We start from the raw sequence: 18,310 nt of genomic DNA, 5'->3' as shown, positions 1-18,310 counted from the left end.
TCGCCAACTCGCTGGACTCCGAAGGCTGCAGATTGCATCGCCACAAGACGTCTTGTTTGGAAGGATCTAAACTGGACTGGCGCGTTGAATTACACCTTGCAGGGCTGACTCTGGTCACGTGGGAACTGCGGTCCAAGCCCCTCTCTCTCCCTAATCTCGACCTCCCTAATCTCGACCTCCCTAATCTCGACGACCTCTTCGCCGGCCGTGTGCGCACCCGCTACTCAACCGTCGGGGCGCTCGAGGAAGAATGCTTCTCTGCCGACATCGTGGTCGGGGCCGTGCTGATCGCCGGTGCTGCCGCGCCAAAGCTCGTCACCCGCGAAATGATGTCCGGCATGAAGAAGGGCTCGGAGCTGGTCGACGTCGCTATTGACCAGGGCGGTTGCTTCGAGACGTCGCATGCGACGACTCAAGCCGAGCCCACCTACGAAGGCGACGGCGTTATCCACTATCGCGTCGCCAACATGCAGAGTCGCCCATGCCATTTCGCGATTTCTTGCCTTGCGAGTTCGCACGTATCCCTCTGGGTCAACATCGTTGATAGACCAGAGAATTTTTGACTCATCGTAGCTCGGACAGCGGAGACGCGTTACAATTGTCAACCCGTTCGGACCCGGTTTAATCGAGATGTACTCGGCATACTGCGCATGATGGCTCATGCCTCTTGTAGCTGGAAGCGTTCGGCAAGTTAGGTCCTACTTGCCACGCGAGAGCGGGGCCGCAAGTATGCGCCGGCCGCAATACAACGCTGATTTGCTGCGTTGTCGAGGACATTTCGCATAGAATGCGCGCCTGCCGCTGCTATGATCATAACATGTTGTGATTTAGTCCAGTCCGAACTCCCGAGGTTGGGTCGCAACTCTCGATAGCCAGCTGGCGCCGGGGGCGCCTAGGCATGAAATTGGATCCCATGTATGACAGAATTCAAACAACGGCAAACCGTCGGTAACGCGTCGGAGAGCGTACTCGAATTCGACGGACAGCAATACCTGGACGGCCGTGCATCGGATCCTCGCGAATTTGGCTGGATGCGCGGTGCGCCGCCGCCGCCAGACAAGCGTGTAACATTCGAGAATGAAACTGTTTGGACCTTTCCTCAGCTTCGCTGGTCGCTATCGCATATGCGTGAGCTGCGGCCCACAGTCCAAGTGTGGCGAGGGCGGGGCGGACCGTCGCAGCTTGAGTGCAGCAACAGGTCTACCGAAATCGATGGGCTCACGTTCGTCGACATGGACGACCGCACCAACCGGTTCGAGGAGGCGCTATTCGACACCTACACCGACGGCATTTTGGTCCTGCATCGGGGGCGGATCATATACGAACGATACTTCGGCGCACTCGCGCCGCACGTACAACATTCGTGTCAGTCAATCACCAAATCGTATGCGGGCACCCTAGCCGCGGCGTTGGTGCATGAGGGCATTCTCGACGACAGGAAGACAATATCGCAGTTTGTGCCGGAATTACGAGGTACAGGGTGGGAAGATGCAACGCTCCGCCAAGTCATGGACATGCAAACTAACGTTGCTTTTACTGAAGATTACACAAGTGTAGACAAGTCATATAGATGCGAATACCTGCGTACCATACGAAAGGAAGGGGCGCACGGCAAATTTGTCTACAAAGGCGTCGATACCAATGTTATGGCTTGGGTTATGTCGCGCGCAACGGGCCGGTCGTTCGCACAACTGTTGGAGGAGCGCTTATGGTTGCCACTGGGCTGCGAAGAAGACGCCTATGTCGAGATCGACCCGACAAACGGTATGCCGAGGGCGCATAGCGGACTCAATGTGACGTTGCGCGACTTGGCGCGTTTCGGCGAGCTGATGCGATGTGAAGGCTCGTGTAATGGCAAGCAACTGGTTCCCGCGAGTGTTGTCTACGACCTTCAAGATCTCGACCACCCCGCCAAGCCGGACCTCCCATTCGGCTATACATACCGAAGCCAATGGTGGGTATCACACGACGAGCTTGATGCTATTGAAGGTCGGGGCCTTTACGGCCAGAACCTGTACATAGCGCCAAAGGCGGAGATGGTGATTGCGCGCTTCGGGTCGCACCCCGCTTGCGACCACATTGATCGGATTAGAAGGCCGCAGATGCAGGCATTGGGGAGGATGCTCCGCGCGTAACTTGATGCACTAGACGGTCACCGCGCTTGTTTAGGAATTTCCTGCAAATTCGCGGTTGAAGAACTGGGGCGCCTACGCCGAATTCCTGCGTTCGGCTAGGGGGCAATTGGCGCAAAAGGCCTGTAGACGCTGCTACGCTTATGAAGTAAATACCAGAAGCCTCGCTTCCCATATGCATAATGCAGACCGATCTGGCTCGCTTTTGCTGAGGAAACAATGATCACCGAACATTGCATATTGATTGGGGCCGTCGCGACTTTGTATTGCGAGAATGGAACCGGTGGACCTATTGTATTCTTGCATGGTGCCGCTTTCGGGCTTATCCGTCAGCTTGACCTGAAACAAAACCCAACCCAAACATCAACGAGACCCAGGATCAGACCGAAAAATGGCCGCCTTCAAATCGGAATGCTGGCCGGAATGAAATCGGAATGACTGGCCGGCTTCAAATCGGAATCGGTGGCCGGCTTCATCGGAATACGCAGGCAATGGTATCGGCATCAGTGGCAGCGCTCTTGCGCTGCTTCTGGACGGTGAGATCGGCGGTTACCTGGGAAAGCCGGGCGACCAGCGCCTTGAGCCGCTGCTGGGCCGCGCTCGGCGGCAGCGTCGGCTGCAGCCGTTTGACCTCGCTATAGCGGGCGATGACGGCGGCGTCGATCCTGTCGGTCTTCTCCAGGAAGCCCATCGCCTCGGCGAATCAGCGTACGCTCCTCGCATTGGCCATGCCGCAGGCTACTCCCAACTCCCACGACAGCAGGAAGGGAAGCCGTTCGTAGCCGCCACTGGCCTCCATGACGACGAGCTCGACACCATTGACCTAACACCAGGCAGCAAGCTCGGCTATGCCTGCCGCATCGTTGCGAAAGCGGCCCGCCGCTCCGCTCGGCACGACATGGGTATCGAGCCAGTCTTTCGAAACATCCACTCCACAGATAGTCTTGTTCACGGTAACCTGCCTTGTGCGTGCGATTGGAGCCAAGCGACTATTCGGTCGTACGTGACGAAGGCGAAGATCCCAGGCTCACCCACGGTTGTGGCCGGAGGGGTGTCGGGCGACTTCGCCTTGCTTCGAACCGGATGGCCATCCGGTTCGAGGCTCAGTCGCTTCCATCGCACAAAGTCCTCTGCGTGCAGATACAAGGGGTTAACCTCGAAGAGTCAGTGTCGGAGAAAATAACGTGCTGATTCATCGGACTTTAGGGCCGAGCTTGTTGGTCGCTCGATAAAAAGCATGATTTTAGGCGGAAGCTGTCCTGCATGCAATTTCAGCACTTGTTTACCCAATTCCTTGTCTGCTTCCGTGAGACGATGGTTCAGGCGAAGGTAGTCGGTCCAGGTCGGCGTGCGGAATGTCTCTATCCATTGCATAGGCTCCTGAAGGTTGCGCTGGAGAGTCCAATGACGAGCGCCGACGCGACTGTGCACATGCCGGCGCGCCCGCATGAGTTCCAGGAATGCTTCGCGATTTTCCTCGGGCACTAGGTACTCGACTTTGACCACGATGGGACCGCTTCTTGGCTTGAGATTGAGGGCGACTGCCGGTGCGTCGAAGTCCTCCAAAGCATCTGGATCGGATTCGCGGCGCTCGCGAAGGGGAAACAGGAGGCCCGTGGCGGCGACCAGCAGAAGGGCTCCAGCGGAGCCCTCCAGTGCCAAGGTCAGTGAATGGTTCTGGGCCACCGTGCCCCACACCCAACTGCCCGCTGCGATGCCGCCATCGATCAATGCATAGTAAATCGAGATGGTGCGCCCCACGACCCAGCGCGGGCTTGCCAGTTGCACGGTCACGCCGACCCCGGACCAGGCGGTGACCCAGCCCGCGCCACCCATGGCGAGTGCAATTGCCGCCACTGCAATCGAAGAAGTCAGCGCAAGCGAAAGGGAGCATGCCGCGCAGGCGACGCATGCGAGCGTCATCAGCCGCTCTTGTGACAAGCTCCGTCTGAACACGCTGTTCGAGATGCCGGCGAAGACGGCGCCTGTCCCGAATCCGGCCATGAGCGTGCCATAGGCGAGCGGTCCGCCTCCCAGCTGGTCGCGGACAACCAGCGGCAGCAGCGCGAGAATGGCGATGCTCGCCAGACCAAAGAGGGTTCCGCGAGTGATCGCCGTCTTAATCTCCGACGACATCGCCGTGAAGCGTAGCCCGTCATAGATCGCCGTCCTCATCGACTCACGTGGGAGAGGTGATGAGCGAACCATCCACTTGCAGCGCCATATGGTTACCAAAGGGACCAGATAGGTAAGACTGGTTACGGCGAAAGCCGTCATCAGCCCAAAAGAGGCAACTACTATGCCACCGAGCGCCGGGCCTACGGTCCGAACAGTGTTGAAGCCAACGGAGAGGAGCGTGACGGCGGCGGGAACGTCGCGTCGGTTCACCATATCGCCAACCGAGGCCTGCCAGGCTGGATCGTGGAGAGCGCCGCCGCATGCGATCAAGAAGCTGAAGCCGAGGATCATCCACGGATCGACAAAGCCCAGCACCACAAAAGCCGTCAGCATCGCAGATGCCAATACCATAAGGCACCGGCCGGCGAACATGACCCGGCGCCGGCTGAAATTATCAGCCAAGGCCCCGGCGAAGACGGATAAGATGAACGCTGGCAGGTTTGAAGAAGCCTGAACCAGCGCGACCATCAGATCGGAAGTCGAAATCGTAGCCATCAGCCAGCTGATGGCAACAGTCTGCATCAACCAGCCGAGCGAGCTGACCTGCGTGGCGAACCAGATTGAACGAAAGCTCGGATTTCTGAGGGGCGCAAATGCTCCTGGCGAATTTGGATCGGCGACTTGGTCCGCAAGACTGCTCATCAATCTAACTCTTGCCTATGAGCCAGTTTTACATTGCTCCGACAGCCAGCAGCCGCCCAACCCGTTGAAGGTCCGAATCGGCCAATGTGCGCAAATAGTTACAACGCCCGGCAGGAGATTGAACTCGCTGCCGGGCCGATGCGCCTTGGGAGGAGGCGTAGTTGGAACCTTTGTGAAGACTTGGAACCAGCCGCATCAGGCCAGCCTACACTTACAATATGAGGATCAGACCACTCCAGGATTTTAGTGCATTGAATGGGTACTCTTCCAGCAATCCTCGCCAACAAATGCAGGAGATCGGCGTCGAGCTCCTAAATCTGCATAATATCGGTGATTCGCGGGCGAGCAGTGCAGTGGGCACATTCTCCAAGCTAAACGCTGAACGGGCTTTTTGCTTCTCAAATCGCCATAACAGGGAGAGATGGGCAAATACTACTTCAATATGCTCCCAAGGACGCTGAGTTGACTGCAGCCTCAGCAGAGCTCTCCGCGTGCCTTTTTGCGGCTCCCCGCGGTGCTCGCGCCCGCCGCGCCTGCAAAGGCTTTCCTCAACAGTCGTTCAGTTCGAGCAGCCTTTGCCAACTCTGACTCAAAAGCTGCCCGACTGGATTGACGGCCTCAGCTTCTTCGGCGGGTCACTGAGGCGATCCGTCTGCTACAACCTGGTGTGGCCAAGGCGCTGTGGTTCGCGCCGACGCTGAACGCGACCGTTGCGACAATGACCGAGCAGTACGACACTGCCATATTGATCGCTGGGAAGCGCGCGAAGGGTAAATTCAACTTGCCCACCACCGCGATCAAATGTGCGCCGGGTAATGGCGCCGCTAACAGGATCGACCACCGGAACCGGTTACCGGCAGAGTCGGTCTGCATCCGGGAATTGCAGGGCCATCCTGTGTATAGGCTTAAATTGCGCTATTCTTCTCTACTGTGACAGGCGGGAGCCGCCGTCGACGGGGATCACTGCGCCCGAGACGTAGAACGCGTCGTCCGAAGCAGGAAGGCGATCACCGCCGCCTGCTCCTCCGGCGAGGAGACGCGCTCGAGCGGATTGGCGCGACCATCAGGCGTTGGTAGCTGCGTACGTGCAGCGCTCGAGTCATGTCGGTGGGGACCACGCCGGGCGCCACCGCATTCACGGTTATACCCTACAGGCCCTGCTCGCCGGCCTGCTGGAGCGTGAGATACGCGATCCCGGCCTTGGCCACCGAATAGCCTACCGTTCCGGGATAGCCCGTAAGCCCGAGGATCGAGCTGACATTAATGATCCGCCCGCCCGGCTGGCGCATCCGCGGCCGCAACTCGCGGGTCAGGCTGATGACTGCACGCAAGTTGATATCGATCAGCGGGAACAAAAGGCATCGTCAGTATCGGCGAGCGACTTCGAACCGCCAATGCCGGCATTGTTCACGAGGACGTCGAGCGTCTCGATCCTTGCGGCATCCAAGGCGGCCAGAACCCGCCCTGCGGCGTCGGGCATGGCCAGATCGCAGACGAGCGCCGTCTGGCCAAGGCCCGCAGCTGTGTCGTGCACTTTATCCAGAACATCCACTAGCAACACCCACGCCTCTTCCGAGCCAAGCCACGCCGCTGTTGCGGCACCGATCCCGCGCGCCGCGCCGGTGACGACGACAGTGTTTCTGACCGGAGCTTAGGCAAGGCTGCCTCCGTCGACCGTAAGCGCGGCGCCGATGGTGAAGCCCGCCGCATCGTCCAGCAGATAGCCGACAGCTGTCGCCACCTCGGACGGCAACCCCATTCGGCCCATCGGATGCGCAGCGATGATCTTCGTCCGGCGCTCGACCTGTGCCGCTTCTCCCCGGGCGAAGGCGACGCCGGCCTCGGCCAACGGCTGGCGATGGTTCCGGGGCAGACACAGTTTGCGCGGATATTTCTGCCGCGTGGTTCAGCGCCAGCGTGCGAGTCATCATCACAACCGCCGCCTTGGTCACCGAATAGATCGGCACGTCCTTCGAGGCCTGCAGACCAGCAGTCGAGCTGAAGAGCACCACCGATCCGCGGCCAAGCTCGCGCATCTGCGGGATGCAGCTTGCAGATTCGCCAAATGGCCCCGACGTTGAAGCTGAACATGGCTTCGTACCCTTCACGTCTATCAGCCGCTTCATCGCACCGTAATGCCAGCGGCCGCGACCAAGCCCTCAACCGGCCGGCCAAAGCTCTCGCGGGCGAGGTCGACCAGCCCTTCCAGCATCGCCGGATCGGTCACGTCGCAGACAACTCAACGGGCACCAGGACAGGCGGCCAGAGTTTGGTCCAGAGCCTCTTGCGACAGGTCAGCCAACACCAAATCCGCTCCACCCGCCGCCAGCAGTTTGGCACTGGCCGGGCCAAGCGCGCCACCCGCCGGTAATCAGCACCGTTTTTCCGGCAAAGGTCGTGTCAATCAAGATTGTAGTCCTCCTCCAAGATAAGAACTCCCACTGTACCCGCTCTGAAAGCGAATACCGGACAGCGGATGATCCGCGTCATTCCAAATCCATTGGTGACCGCCGCAACGGTCGAGGCGCAGGACGGCTTGCGCCGCCCCAAGAACACCGCACTCTACCGGCGTTCCTGTCTGAGAGTTTTCAGAGACATGAGGACGCACGCTCGGCGACCTGATGATGTGTGGCGAACCAAACGTCACCCTTTGCTTTGGCGCGTCGAATTAATTCTTCTACGATCCAGATCCGTGAGCGATATCCAATGACGTGTGGATGCAGAGTCAGCTGAAATAAATCGGCATCTTGATAGGCCCCTTCGAACTCCCGAATAAATACAGAAAGCACGTCGTCGACTGATAAATCTGGCCGTGAAGACCCATCGGGACTCATCCAAAGATAAGTGGCATCGTCTCGAATCCATTCGACCGGTATTTCAATCACTCCCGTGGGTTCCTCGTCTTCCAGCAGCTCATAGCAACTATCATCGGCCATAAGGGATGAGTCGTATGTCAATCCGGTTTCACGTATGATCCGTAGAGTTGCGTCGGAAAAATCCCAGGAAGGCGTTCGAATTCCCGTCGGGCGTTTGGAAGTGATTTTTTCAAGAGTGTCGGCACTCCTCATCATTAAAGAGCGCTCGCTCTCTGCGCTCAGTTCCGAGTTTAGCTCGTGTATCCAGCCGTGCATGCCAATTTCATGGCCTTCATCGACAACTGCGCGTTGCTCGTCTGGATACAACTGAGCGATCACAGCGGGAACGAAAAAACTCGCCGGAACGTCGTACTTTCTCAAGAGTTCCAAAGCCCGAGGCATCCCTCGTCGGCTCCCGTACTGACCCCAGGATAATCTGCTTAGCGATCGCCCTCCCCTGCGCAATTCGTTCGACTCATGATCGACGTCGAACGAGATGGCGAAGGCACAGCGTTTACCGCCGGGCCACATTGGTCTTAGTGCCTTGCCCGCTCTGACTTTGTTGATGCGCCGCCGCCAATGGCTTTCAGGCCATTCCCAGGGATTGAGTGCGGTCGAATTGGCCACCAGTTCCTCCTGAGCAGTGTCTGCATTGAATTCCGCCGAAAACTCAATGAGCGGAACGCGGCACCAGCTCAGCTGGCAGCCCCGCAAGCCGATCAGGCCGTCGCTTGAGTTTGCGCCTTGATTACGACAAGATGGCCCAACTCATTCAGATTTTCTCACTCTCGCGAACAAGCTCATCCATAACCGAGCGCACGGCGCTTTCTGCGATTGCAACAATCTCCTCCGCCTCAGCTTTGGTTGTAACCAGCGGCGGAGCAAAGCCCAAAATGTCCCCGTGCGGCATGGCCCGAGCGATAAGACCACGGTCACGGGCGGCCTTCGAGATTCGCGCACCTACCTTGAGCGCCGGATCGAAACGCTTCCGATTGTCGCGATCGGCAACGAACTCGATTGCGCCCATAAGACCGACGCCCCGCACTTCGCCGACGATCGGCAACTGCGCGAACCTCTCCTGCAACTGCGCCTGGAAAAACGCGCCGACGTCACGCGCATTGCCGGGGAGGTCTTCTTTCTCGACAATATCGAGGACCGCGTTGGCCGCGGCGGCGCCGATCGGATGACCAGAGTAGGTGTAGCCGTGCGAGAATGCCCCGACCTTGTCGGCTCCATCCTCCAGGACTTTATACACCTTCTCACCGACGATTGCCGCTGAAAGCGGGAAGTAGGCCGACGTCAAACCTTTAGCGATCGTGATGAGGTCTGGCTCGATGCCATAGTGCTGTGAGCCGAACATGGAACCGGTGCGGCCGAACCCTGTGATCACTTCATCGGCAATCAGCAGCACATCATGTTTTTTGAGGACCGTCTGTACCGCTTCCCAATAGCCTTCCGGCGGAGGCGTGATACCACCTGTGCCGAGGACGGGCTCGCCAATGAAGGCGCCGACGTTGTCCGGGCCGAGCCGCTCGATCAACTGATCAAGCTCGGCGGCGCGGCGAGCGGAGAATTCGCGCTCGGTTTCGCCCGGGGTTGCGCCCCAGTAATGATGTGGAACACCCGTGTGAACAATCTGCGGAAGTGGCAGGTCCATGTGGTCGTGATAAAAGCTCATGCCCGTCATCGAGCCCGACACGACGCTGCAGCCGTGATAGCCGCGTTCACGGGAGATGATCTTCTTTTTGGTCGGCTTGCCACGCAGGTTGTTGTAGTACCAAACAAGCTTGGCCTGGGTCTCGTTCGCATCCGAGCCGGACATGCCATAGAACACCTTGCTCATCTTGCCCGGCGCCATCTTCACAAGGCGATCGGAGAGGATCGCAAGCTCGTCGGTCGTGTGCGCCGCATAGGAGTGGTAATACGCCAAGCGATAGGCCTGACGCGAGATCGCATCGGCGACTTCCGTGCGGCCATACCCGACATTGACGCAGTATAGGCCGGCAAAGCCATCGATAAATTGGTTGCCATGCGCGTCCTGGATGCGGATCCCCTTCCCTGTCACCACGATCGTTGGGTCGCCGAGCTTGCCAGTGGCGAAATCTTTAAGCTGAGTGAAAGGATGCAAGACCGAGTTGCGGTCCTTTTCGGTGATCTCTTTGATGTTGATGGTCATTGAATGCTTCCTTTCAGGCCGCGATGTTGCCGATGCAGAGGTATTTGGGTTCGAGATATTCGATAAGACCGTGCCTTGAGCCCTCGCGACCAAGGCCGGATTGTTTCCAGCCGCCGAACGGAATGCCCGGCCCCGTAAATTTTGGAGTATTCACGGCAACCATGCCATATTCGAGCCGGTCGGAGAGCCGCATGGCTCGGTTGAGATCTTGGGTATAGACGTAGGCCGCAAGTCCCATCTCGGAATTGTTGGCTCGCGCGACCACCTCCCGTTCGTCGTCGAAGGGCAGGATTGCAGCGACAGGTCCAAACGTTTCGTCCTTCGCAATCACCATGTCATCGGTCACATTAGCAAGCACGGCCGGCGTGACGAAGTTCCCGCCAAGCGAATTGTGCTGTGCGCCTGCTACCATTCGAGCCCCGGCTGCTAGAGCCTCAGAAACCTGGTGCCTGCATTTGTCAGCACCAGACGTCTTTGTCATCGGACCGATGTCGACACCTGGCTCCAATCCGTGCCCGACCTTTAGTTTACTGGTGGCCTCGGCAAATTTTTCCGTAAAATGCTCGTAAATCTCTCGCTGCACATAAATCCGGTTTGCCGCGAGACAGTCCTGACCGGATGTCGCGAACTTGGCTGCCATGCAACCGGCGACCGCAGCGTTGATCGGCGCATCGCCGAAAAGGATGAAAGGAGCATTGCCGCCAAGTTCGAGCGAGACTTTCTTCACTGTCTTCGCGGATTGCTCGAGAAGGATTCTGCCGACCTCGGTGGAGCCCGTAAAAGAGAACGCACGCACGTGGGTATGCAACAACAGCCGTTTGGCAAGTGGCGGAGCTTCGCCCGTGATCACCTGAAACACGCCGGGCGGAATGCCAGCATCCCCGGCAAGGCGGGCAAGCGCGAGGGCCGACAGTGGCGTTTCGGGTGCCGGCTTTACAATCATTGTGCAGCCAGCGGCCAGTGCAGCTCCAGCCTTTCTGGTGATCATTGCCGCTGGGAAGTTCCATGGCGTAATGGCGACAGTCACCCCGATCGGCTGCAAATGCACGGCCAGCCTGCTTGCGGGGAGATGGCTGGGAATCGTTTCGCCGTAAGCCCGCTCCCCTTCCCCTGCAAACCAATCTAAAAAGCCGGCAGCGTATGAAACTTCGCCGCGGGCTTCAGCAATCGGTTTTCCTTGCTCGGCCGTTATGATGACAGCCAGGTCTTCGGCGCTCTCCCGCATGCCTGCCGCCCATTTCCGCAGATATGCACCACGCTGTAACGGAAGCATGTCGCGCCACTTGAGGAACGCTGCTCTTGCGCAATGGACCGCGTCGTCAACGTCGGCGTCTGCGCAAGCCGCAACTTGAGCGATCTCGTCACCGCTGGCAGGATCAAACACGGCAAGAGTATCTGATTTGGAGAGCCAGGCGCCGTTCAGATACGCATCACCACGCAAAAGGTCTGGCCGTTTGAGCCTGCGTAATGCCGTGATTGACGTACCCCTCATCTAAGACTCCAATGGTATGCTGATGCCTTTAGGTTATTGCTGCCACAGCGCCGATCGGCAGCGCAGTTGATGCCCCTTTAGCTGCATTCCTGCAAACAGCAGCCAATTCGCGTAGAATTGGACACGGCTCACAACTTCACTTGCCAGGAGGCTTAGCGACCGCGAGCGAAGGTCGCGCTGGTCGCCGGCGGCGCGGAAAGTAGTTGGTTCCAGCGCCGATCTCCCGATCCCGAGTTCCCGATCTGGCCTCGTGGCATTAAGTTCTCGACCGACACCGATCAGGCGCACTGACGCAGGCGCAACCGCCTCGAATCTTAGACGGAACTCGCCGCAAGGCTACTTTCGTCCGGCACTGTGCAGGGTGACCGCGACCGCTTCAGACACGATGGCATCGCGGACGACTTCATTCGGAAGGAGGTCTTGGGGTCCCGAAATTGAGGTCCCCGCGATAACCCAGACATTCACTTGGTGAAGTGGTGAAGTCGCACGAAACAGCAGAAAAGGATGAAGCGAGCCCCGGGCAAAAGGCGAGCTTCGCTGCCGAGCCATCTATCGGGAACAACGTGTGCTGATGTCGCGACGTGTTGCACGGACGGGGCGGACCATACTCGCGTTCCCACCGGCGCGCAGGGTTGGCAAGAGCCCGCTTCAGGCGCGCGTAAACTCGTCCTCAATGCTCCTCAAAAGCTAAGTCCTCTTGCGTCATCCGCGCATTTGTAGAATGGGGCAACGTTCACGCCGCGCTCGCGTCACAGGTGGCTCATTTCGGCCTACGGATCTTAATCTCCGCTGATGCAGAGAACTCATGTGCTAGGCGAGATTCTCCTGTCCCAGAGGTTGGGCATGCCGCACCTCTCAGACAGCGCCGTCCTTAAGCTAGATCCGTTCATCCGCTCGCCGCAGAAACAAATTTCAACCGGCTTCGAACGGACCCAGTGAGATCGCAAAACGATTTGGGTCACATCCAAATCACCTAGTCCACGACGATCAAGCGGCGATCAACATCTGCCAATCGCTCACCGCCCCTTTCGGTTACAATAAATGATTCAGAGATGGCGGCGCCGAACCCTTCGAGCCTAACCCCCGACTGAAAATGGAAGCACATTCCTGGTTGTAGGATGGTCTTGTCGCCCGCGCGAATACTAACCGTGCGTTCGCCCCATTCCGGCGGGAAGTTGAGTCCGATTGAATAGCCGGAGCGGCCTATCTTGATATACCCGTTCCGCTTGAGGATATCTTGCCACACCGCATTAAGCTCCTCAACGACGGTACCAGGCTTTGCCATCTCGAGCACAGCATCCCCGCCTTCCACTATAACCTCAGCAAGACGCGAGACCTCTGCGGGTGGCTTTCCGATGTGGACGGTGCGGCACAGCGGCGCACAGTAGCGGCGTCGGGTGGCGCCGAACTCCATGAGAACCAGGCCAGAGGTCGGCAAGGGCTCCTCGGTCCAACTGAGGTGCGGAGCGTTCGTTTGTTCGCTAGTCTGGATAAGAGGAGGACCGCTAGAGTCGCCATATTTACCGTCCACCCCTCGTGTCTGGGCCCGGTACACCTCCGCGACGACCTCATGTTGCGGCACTCCAGGCCTTAGGTTAGCGATTGCCGTCTGCATCGTATGCGTTGCAAGGTGGCCCGCTTCTCTCATGTAGACTAGTTCAAGGTCAGATTTTATAAGCCGTGCCCAATTGACTAATTCGCGGCTATCAGAGAATTTTGCATTCGGAAGGCCTTTGACGAGATGTTGATGTGCTCGGGCAGTATAGAAGTGGGCGTTAAGCTCGACACCGATTCGATCAGATCCCCAGCCGCGCGAATTGATAAGCTCGCAAAGATCGTCAAATGGATGTAATTCTGGATGTTGAAGTCTATGATCGGAAAATGAGCTTATATTTTCTCTAGGCAGATCCGTCGTTATATAAGCGGAATTTACATCGACGAAACGTCCGAACCAGAGGGGCATGTCCGACTGGAGATGCACTAAGACCACCTGAGGCACGTAGAACGAATAGCCGTCAAAGCCGGTAAGCCAATACATATTCGCGGGATCCTGGCAGATCAGCAAGTCCAGCCCCGCTCGCTCCATCCGCTGCTTCACGTCATGAACACGACGCCGAAACTCCTCGGGCGGAAATGGCTTCTCATATTTCATCTCGTCGAGTCCTTCAAAACAGGCATTCCTCGAACGGATCAGGCATTCGTCCTGTCCGCATACTTTCTCTTCGTATCACGTCACAAGAGGCTGTTTTCCCCGAGGATTTCTTCTTGTCGCGGAAAATCTGCATTTCCTAGGCACTTGCCGTACGTTATCCGCATATGAGCGCCAAATTTTCGGTGGCTCTGCGTCTCCGGTGGAAGATCATGCCCTCCCTATGGTGAAGACGCACTCTGCCTGTCGCAACAGAATTTCAAGCACGGGCGGCAAGATCTACGTGGGAAGCGCCGACGAGACCAGCGAAGATCGGGACGTTGCGGCCGCCACGCTCATGCAGCATCCGGGGCGTCCGCGGCCCAATGGACGGGGTTTGAGCACCCCCATCAGGCCGGCCACTCCTAATATGTGAGCATGATTCTCTGGTACAAATCAGCAGCCTTGGTCAGTTGATCGATTTCAACGAACTCGTTGTTCGTATGGGCTTGGGCAGTACGCCCGGGTCCGATAATCACACACGGGATCCCAGCCAATGACAGCTGATTTGCATCCGAGCCGCCGGTGGCTCCCTTCTGCTCTCCGGTCCCCGCGACGTGGGCACAAGCCGCTCCTGCGACTGCTGCAATTTTGCTCGACCCGGAACTGATTGGAGGCGGGTCTTCCAATGCGGGAAGCAATGACCGAACATTGATCTTGTCTTCGCCCTGGCGAAGGCCTTCCAGTATGCTTTCTACCTCCGCCAACGCGTCCTGCGGCCGCTCCCCGGGTATGAGACGCCGATCGACCCAGATACGGCATACCGGCGGTACAGTGGTAAGTTCCAAACCTCCTTCGATGAGGCTCACGGTCAGCTGTGATGACCCTACCAATGGGTGCTGCGCCCGAGACACAAGGGATCGATGGTGCTCATCAAGTGCCAATACCACCTTGGCCATGCCCGTGATCGCGTTCACTCCGAGATGAGGCTTCGACGTATGAGCCGGTACACCCTGAACCTCGATTTGCCAGCGGACAGAACCCATGTGAGCTACAACGAGCTCTAATTCGGTGGGTTCACCGACTACCGCACCCTCATAAGCGACACCGGAATCGGCTATAGCGCGGGCGCCAAGTTTGCGGTACTCTTCGTCAATGCTGGCTGCCACAACAACCGTGGCCCGGGGCTGCCGTTCACCAAGTGAGCTAAGCGCAATCAACATAGCTGCAAGTGAGCCTTTTGTGTCGCAGCTACCTCGCCCATATATTCGCCCGTCCCGTTGCTCACCCGAGAATGGATCTGATTCCCACCTATCGATAGGAACGGTATCCATATGAGCAATGAATAGAATACGCCTATCGGGTTCTTTCCCAGGTACCCAGGTCAGGAAATTCGAGCGACCATCGGCCACCTCCTGTATCCCGTAAGCCAGCTTCCGCTCCTTGCAAAAACCCTCGAGGAACTTGGCTACACCTTGCTCTCCACTACCTTTTGGCGACAGCGATGGATTGATGCTCTCGATCTTTATAAGATCTTGGAGAAGTCCGATAGTCTCGGCGCTCTGGGTCGACATGTACTCTCCTGTGTGCATGAACTAGCCGTGTCGCTCTTACTTCGACCAGCTCTTGGCCAGATTGATTACGCGATCGACTTCATCGGCGGTGTTGTAAAGATGCAGGGAAAACCGGAGCATGCCTCTGCGTATTGAGACGATTACCCCGTTCTTCGTGAAATGCTCGTGAAGCGACCGAATGCGGGCGTCGACTGGGCGCCCTTCAACAAGATCGCTGGAATCGCCAACGGCTACGATACTTCCAGTGTGAGCGCCTGGTGGCCCGCCGCAGACCGGAAGCCCGATATCTAAGAGACCAGTGGCCATACGTTTTGCGAGTGAGGTAACGCTCTGGTCGATCGCCTCGGTTCCGATATCAAGTAGCTGGCCCATTGATGCATATGCAGCCAACATGCCAGGGAAGTTGTAATGCCCGATATCAAAGCGGGGCGCGCCAGAGCGCAACTTTACAAAACTAGGTACCGGAGCTGATTCTGGCGCGTTTCCGAAATCTACGCTGAAGCGCGCAAGATAGGCCGGGCTCAGCCGATCGGCCCATTCTTTACGGCAATATAAAAAACCCGATCCATAAAGACCCATCAAACCCTTCACAGTGGACACTGCTACACCGTCTACGCCAAGTCGATTGACGTCGGTGTGGAGTATCCCAACAGATTGCGTCGCGTCCGCCAAAAGAAATGCACCGTAGTGCCTACAGGCTTCGGATATCTGCTCCATGACGGTCCGAAACCCCGGAACCATCGTCACCGTCGCCAAGGCAACAACGCGGGTATGAGAATCAATCGCCTTTACGAATGCATCAGGGGGAATTGAGCCGTTATCCGGCTCTACGACTCGCAACTCGACATTGTAGCGGTCTCTGATCTGAATCCATGGCAAGATATTATTTGCGTGTTCCAATTTTGGGCATAGAACGACGTTGTCTCCATCTCTCCAATCGATCGCATTAGCGATGATGTTGATGCCTTCCGATGCATTCTTGGTAATTGCAATTTCATCGTGATCTGAATTGATAAATTGTGCGAACCTAGCGCGAGTACGCTCGACGTGTTCGAGCATTCTTTCTTCGTCGTTTAGGCCATGCAGCCGATTGTTCAAATGAGGCTCGATTGAAGCCAATGTTGTGCTTGATATGAGGCCCTGGTTCGCGACATCCATGTAGATGGCGTTTGCTGTGGCTGGAAACTCCTTTCGGAGGATGTCCAAGGGAAGCATATGGCTTTCTCTCCTGGGAGTGCGGACGGCGGTTGAGCTACCTTGTTCAGGCGATCGTTCCGGCAAGGGTAAGAATGCCGCCAGACTGGTCTGCGCTGACCTGCCCATTTTACACGGTGCTCGTGCCGACTTTGGTCTAACATTCGGTCTCCCACGCCGCATTCCTGCGCCAAACCGCGATTCACGCAGAGATCGCGAGCCATTCTCGCGGATCACTGAAGCGTCTCGACGGAATGCAGCTGCAACAACTGCCTCACGAGAGATCAATTTGGGTAATTCTCAGACCGCGGATAGGGCTTCTTACCAGTGCTTGGAGCGACGTTAGCCTGACTGAGCCGACGACCTTCTCCTCCAGCCCCACACCCATGCGGATCATAGTTCACTCGCGGCCGACGCGCGAGGGCCGTAAGGCATCCGAAAGCCGGGGCCGGTTCATAGCCTGACTCTCATGGTCTCCGATTTATGCTGCAACGCCGACACCCTTGGTGATGTCGCTCCCTAACACGCTTGCCTCGAACTGATGCGAGCGTGCTGCAACTCATGTTTTCTGCGCCTGAGCAACGAGATCGGTAGGATCTTTTCGACCGGGGATCGCCCCCACCCGATCGAATCTGCCGTTCTTGCGCTGGCCCGCAACTGCTCACCAGCAACGCCCATCGATTCAGCGGCACCCCTCAGATAGTTATACTATGCCGGTATTGTGCGCAGATGGCGAAAGAAACGCCGATTTTCTGCGACTTGGACCGACTTTAGCGCCGAGAGGGCGTTTGGCACTTGCTACATTTTGGACGTACGGACTGGCGGCCTTGGCATTGGCCGATATCATCATGAGCAGAGATTGTGAATGGATCTGGATCGAATTGACCGGAAGATTCTCAACGTCGTGCAGCGCAACAATCGCCTTACGACAGAGGAATTGGGCGAACTTGCCGGACTATCGGCTACCGCTTGTCAGCGGAGATTAAAGCGACTTCGAGACGCTGGCGTCATCGAAGCGGACGTTGCCATAGTTTCACCGGAAGCCGTCGGTCGGCCCCTGCTCCTGCTGGTATCCATCACTCTCGAGCGCGATCGCGCCGATATCATCGATCGTTTCAAGCAGGCAATTCGGCGGACGCCTGAGATCATGAACGCTTACTACGTTACGGGTGAAGCGGATTTTATTATTACGGTCTCTGCTCAGGACATGGCCGAGTACGAGGCGTTTACCCGTCGTTTTTTTTACGAACATCTTGAAGTAAAGGGGTTCAAGACAATCGTTGTAATGGATCGGATCAAGGCGTCGTTTGCTCTGCCAATTGCTGAAGAGTAGCCTTCAAAAGAGCCCGCCCAGGCAACCACCACGCGCCTTCCGCGGGTCGCAGTTGTCCCGCACTTCTGAATGTCGGCTGTCCTATTTTGAATGGTCCCGCATATATACCAGGGCACCTCCTCTCAGCCTGCAGGTGTTATGCGCCAATGACCAAAAAACGATGATATTCTGCGGGACCAAGGCGCCCTTCGCGCAACCAAGCTCTTTGGCACTTGCTACATTCTGGGCGGAGCGGAATTCAGGATTGTCGGTCCCCGGCTAATTGGAGCGGCTTCAGTCGGCGGAATAGCTGGGGTGCCTACGTCGCACAGAGGATGCTGTGCTCCCGGCAGCGCGGAAACGGGTCTCCCGGCTCTCGCAAGGACAAAGCGTGAAATTCGCCTGCAACCGGCAAGAAAGGAAAGTCCCCGTGGCAATTCTCAATAGCGTCGCAGAGTTTCTCCCCGAGATAGTGGCTTGGCGCCGGGACATCCATGCACATCCCGAACTGGGCTTCGACATCCCCCGTACTTCGGCATTTGTCGCCGAGCGCCTGCGCGAATTCGGCTGCGACGCCGTCGCGACCGGCATCGGCAAAACCGGCGTCGTTGGCGTCATCAAGGGCAA

The 18,310-nt window shown here is 57.5% G+C and carries 11 protein-coding genes and 5 pseudogenes; 5 read left to right on the top strand and 11 right to left on the bottom strand.

Going from position 1 to position 18,310, the window contains the following annotated elements; genetic code table 11:
• Positions 1-185: 185 nt before the first annotated feature.
• Positions 186-563 (top strand): annotated as a pseudogene (locus tag EN935_RS00650) (alanine dehydrogenase); the annotation flags it as partial.
• Between the two features lie 354 nt (positions 564-917).
• A complete protein-coding gene (locus tag EN935_RS00645) occupies positions 918-2,135 on the top strand; it encodes a serine hydrolase (RefSeq protein WP_063169320.1) in 1,218 nt (405 codons plus the stop codon).
• 505 nt (positions 2,136-2,640) lie between these two features.
• On the opposite strand, the pseudogene EN935_RS00640 reads toward EN935_RS00645, so the two are convergent.
• Together EN935_RS00640 and EN935_RS00635 are read right to left on the bottom strand one after the other, a co-directional pair.
• Positions 2,641-3,027, bottom strand: a pseudogene (locus tag EN935_RS00640) (transposase); the annotation flags it as partial.
• A gap of 269 nt (positions 3,028-3,296) precedes the next feature.
• On the bottom strand, positions 3,297-4,952 hold the full coding sequence (locus tag EN935_RS00635) for an MFS transporter (protein ID WP_063169321.1): 1,656 nt from the start codon (positions 4,950-4,952) through the stop codon (positions 3,297-3,299).
• A gap of 581 nt (positions 4,953-5,533) precedes the next feature.
• On the opposite strand from EN935_RS00635, the pseudogene EN935_RS41755 reads away from it, so the two are divergent.
• A pseudogene (locus EN935_RS41755) lies at positions 5,534-5,700 on the top strand (IS21 family transposase); the annotation flags it as partial.
• A gap of 400 nt (positions 5,701-6,100) precedes the next feature.
• Here EN935_RS41755 and EN935_RS42705 read toward each other — a convergent pair.
• The 9 genes and pseudogenes from EN935_RS42705 to EN935_RS00590 form a co-directional block, all read right to left on the bottom strand.
• Positions 6,101-6,307 (bottom strand): SDR family oxidoreductase, encoded by a 207-nt coding sequence (locus EN935_RS42705; RefSeq protein ID WP_199489648.1) that lies wholly within the window; start codon positions 6,305-6,307, stop codon positions 6,101-6,103.
• Positions 6,295-6,576: pseudogene (locus EN935_RS42700) on the bottom strand (SDR family NAD(P)-dependent oxidoreductase); the annotation flags it as partial. The gene EN935_RS42705 and the pseudogene EN935_RS42700, both read right to left, overlap by 13 nt.
• Positions 6,577-6,603: 27 nt before the next feature.
• Positions 6,604-6,801, bottom strand: coding sequence for an SDR family oxidoreductase (locus EN935_RS42695; protein WP_063169323.1), 198 nt, complete (start codon positions 6,799-6,801; stop codon positions 6,604-6,606).
• Positions 6,802-7,540: 739 nt separating this feature from the next.
• Positions 7,541-8,434: a polysaccharide deacetylase gene (locus EN935_RS00615; protein WP_224570030.1), complete on the bottom strand. Its 894-nt coding sequence runs from the start codon at positions 8,432-8,434 to the stop codon at positions 7,541-7,543.
• A gap of 145 nt (positions 8,435-8,579) precedes the next feature.
• On the bottom strand, positions 8,580-9,983 hold the full coding sequence (locus EN935_RS00610) for an aspartate aminotransferase family protein (protein ID WP_063169325.1): 1,404 nt from the start codon (positions 9,981-9,983) through the stop codon (positions 8,580-8,582).
• A 13-nt stretch (positions 9,984-9,996) separates the two neighbouring features.
• Positions 9,997-11,475 carry an NAD-dependent succinate-semialdehyde dehydrogenase gene (locus EN935_RS00605; protein WP_063169326.1) on the bottom strand — a complete coding sequence of 493 codons (1,479 nt, stop codon included), beginning with the start codon at positions 11,473-11,475 and terminating at the stop codon, positions 9,997-9,999.
• Between the two features lie 973 nt (positions 11,476-12,448).
• Positions 12,449-13,627 carry a Xaa-Pro peptidase family protein gene (locus tag EN935_RS00600; protein ID WP_063169327.1) on the bottom strand — a complete coding sequence of 393 codons (1,179 nt, stop codon included), beginning with the start codon at positions 13,625-13,627 and terminating at the stop codon, positions 12,449-12,451.
• Between the two features lie 401 nt (positions 13,628-14,028).
• Positions 14,029-15,177, bottom strand: coding sequence for a M20 family metallopeptidase (locus tag EN935_RS00595; protein ID WP_063169328.1), 1,149 nt, complete (start codon positions 15,175-15,177; stop codon positions 14,029-14,031).
• A gap of 36 nt (positions 15,178-15,213) precedes the next feature.
• The gene (locus EN935_RS00590) at positions 15,214-16,392 is read right to left on the bottom strand and encodes an aminotransferase class V-fold PLP-dependent enzyme (protein ID WP_063169329.1); all 1,179 of its coding nucleotides are present in this window, start codon (positions 16,390-16,392) and stop codon (positions 15,214-15,216) included.
• A gap of 844 nt (positions 16,393-17,236) precedes the next feature.
• Here EN935_RS00590 and EN935_RS00585 point away from each other — a divergent pair.
• On the top strand, positions 17,237-17,704 hold the full coding sequence (locus EN935_RS00585) for an Lrp/AsnC family transcriptional regulator (protein WP_063169330.1): 468 nt from the start codon (positions 17,237-17,239) through the stop codon (positions 17,702-17,704).
• Positions 17,705-18,113: 409 nt separating this feature from the next.
• Positions 18,114-18,310, top strand: a pseudogene (locus EN935_RS00580) (amidohydrolase); the annotation flags it as partial.

It is taken from the genome of Mesorhizobium sp. M7D.F.Ca.US.004.03.1.1, from assembly GCF_003998635.1.
Lineage (GTDB): Bacteria > Pseudomonadota > Alphaproteobacteria > Rhizobiales > Rhizobiaceae > Mesorhizobium > Mesorhizobium loti.
Note: the sequence above shows the minus strand (reverse complement) of the source record. Positions and strands in the feature narration are given on the sequence as shown.

Bases quoted from the DNA above. Each gene is read 5' to 3' on its own strand.
- EN935_RS00645 (WP_063169320.1), top strand. From the start codon at position 918: ATGACAGAATTCAAACAACGGCAAACCGTCGGTAACGCGTCGGAGAGC.
- EN935_RS00635 (WP_063169321.1), bottom strand. From the start codon at position 4,952: ATGAGCAGTCTTGCGGACCAAGTCGCCGATCCAAATTCGCCAGGAGCA.
- EN935_RS00610 (WP_063169325.1), bottom strand. From the start codon at position 9,983: ATGACCATCAACATCAAAGAGATCACCGAAAAGGACCGCAACTCGGTC.
- EN935_RS00605 (WP_063169326.1), bottom strand. From the start codon at position 11,475: ATGAGGGGTACGTCAATCACGGCATTACGCAGGCTCAAACGGCCAGAC.
- EN935_RS00600 (WP_063169327.1), bottom strand. From the start codon at position 13,627: ATGAAATATGAGAAGCCATTTCCGCCCGAGGAGTTTCGGCGTCGTGTT.
- EN935_RS00595 (WP_063169328.1), bottom strand. From the start codon at position 15,177: ATGTCGACCCAGAGCGCCGAGACTATCGGACTTCTCCAAGATCTTATA.
- EN935_RS00590 (WP_063169329.1), bottom strand. From the start codon at position 16,392: ATGCTTCCCTTGGACATCCTCCGAAAGGAGTTTCCAGCCACAGCAAAC.
- EN935_RS00585 (WP_063169330.1), top strand. From the start codon at position 17,237: ATGGATCTGGATCGAATTGACCGGAAGATTCTCAACGTCGTGCAGCGC.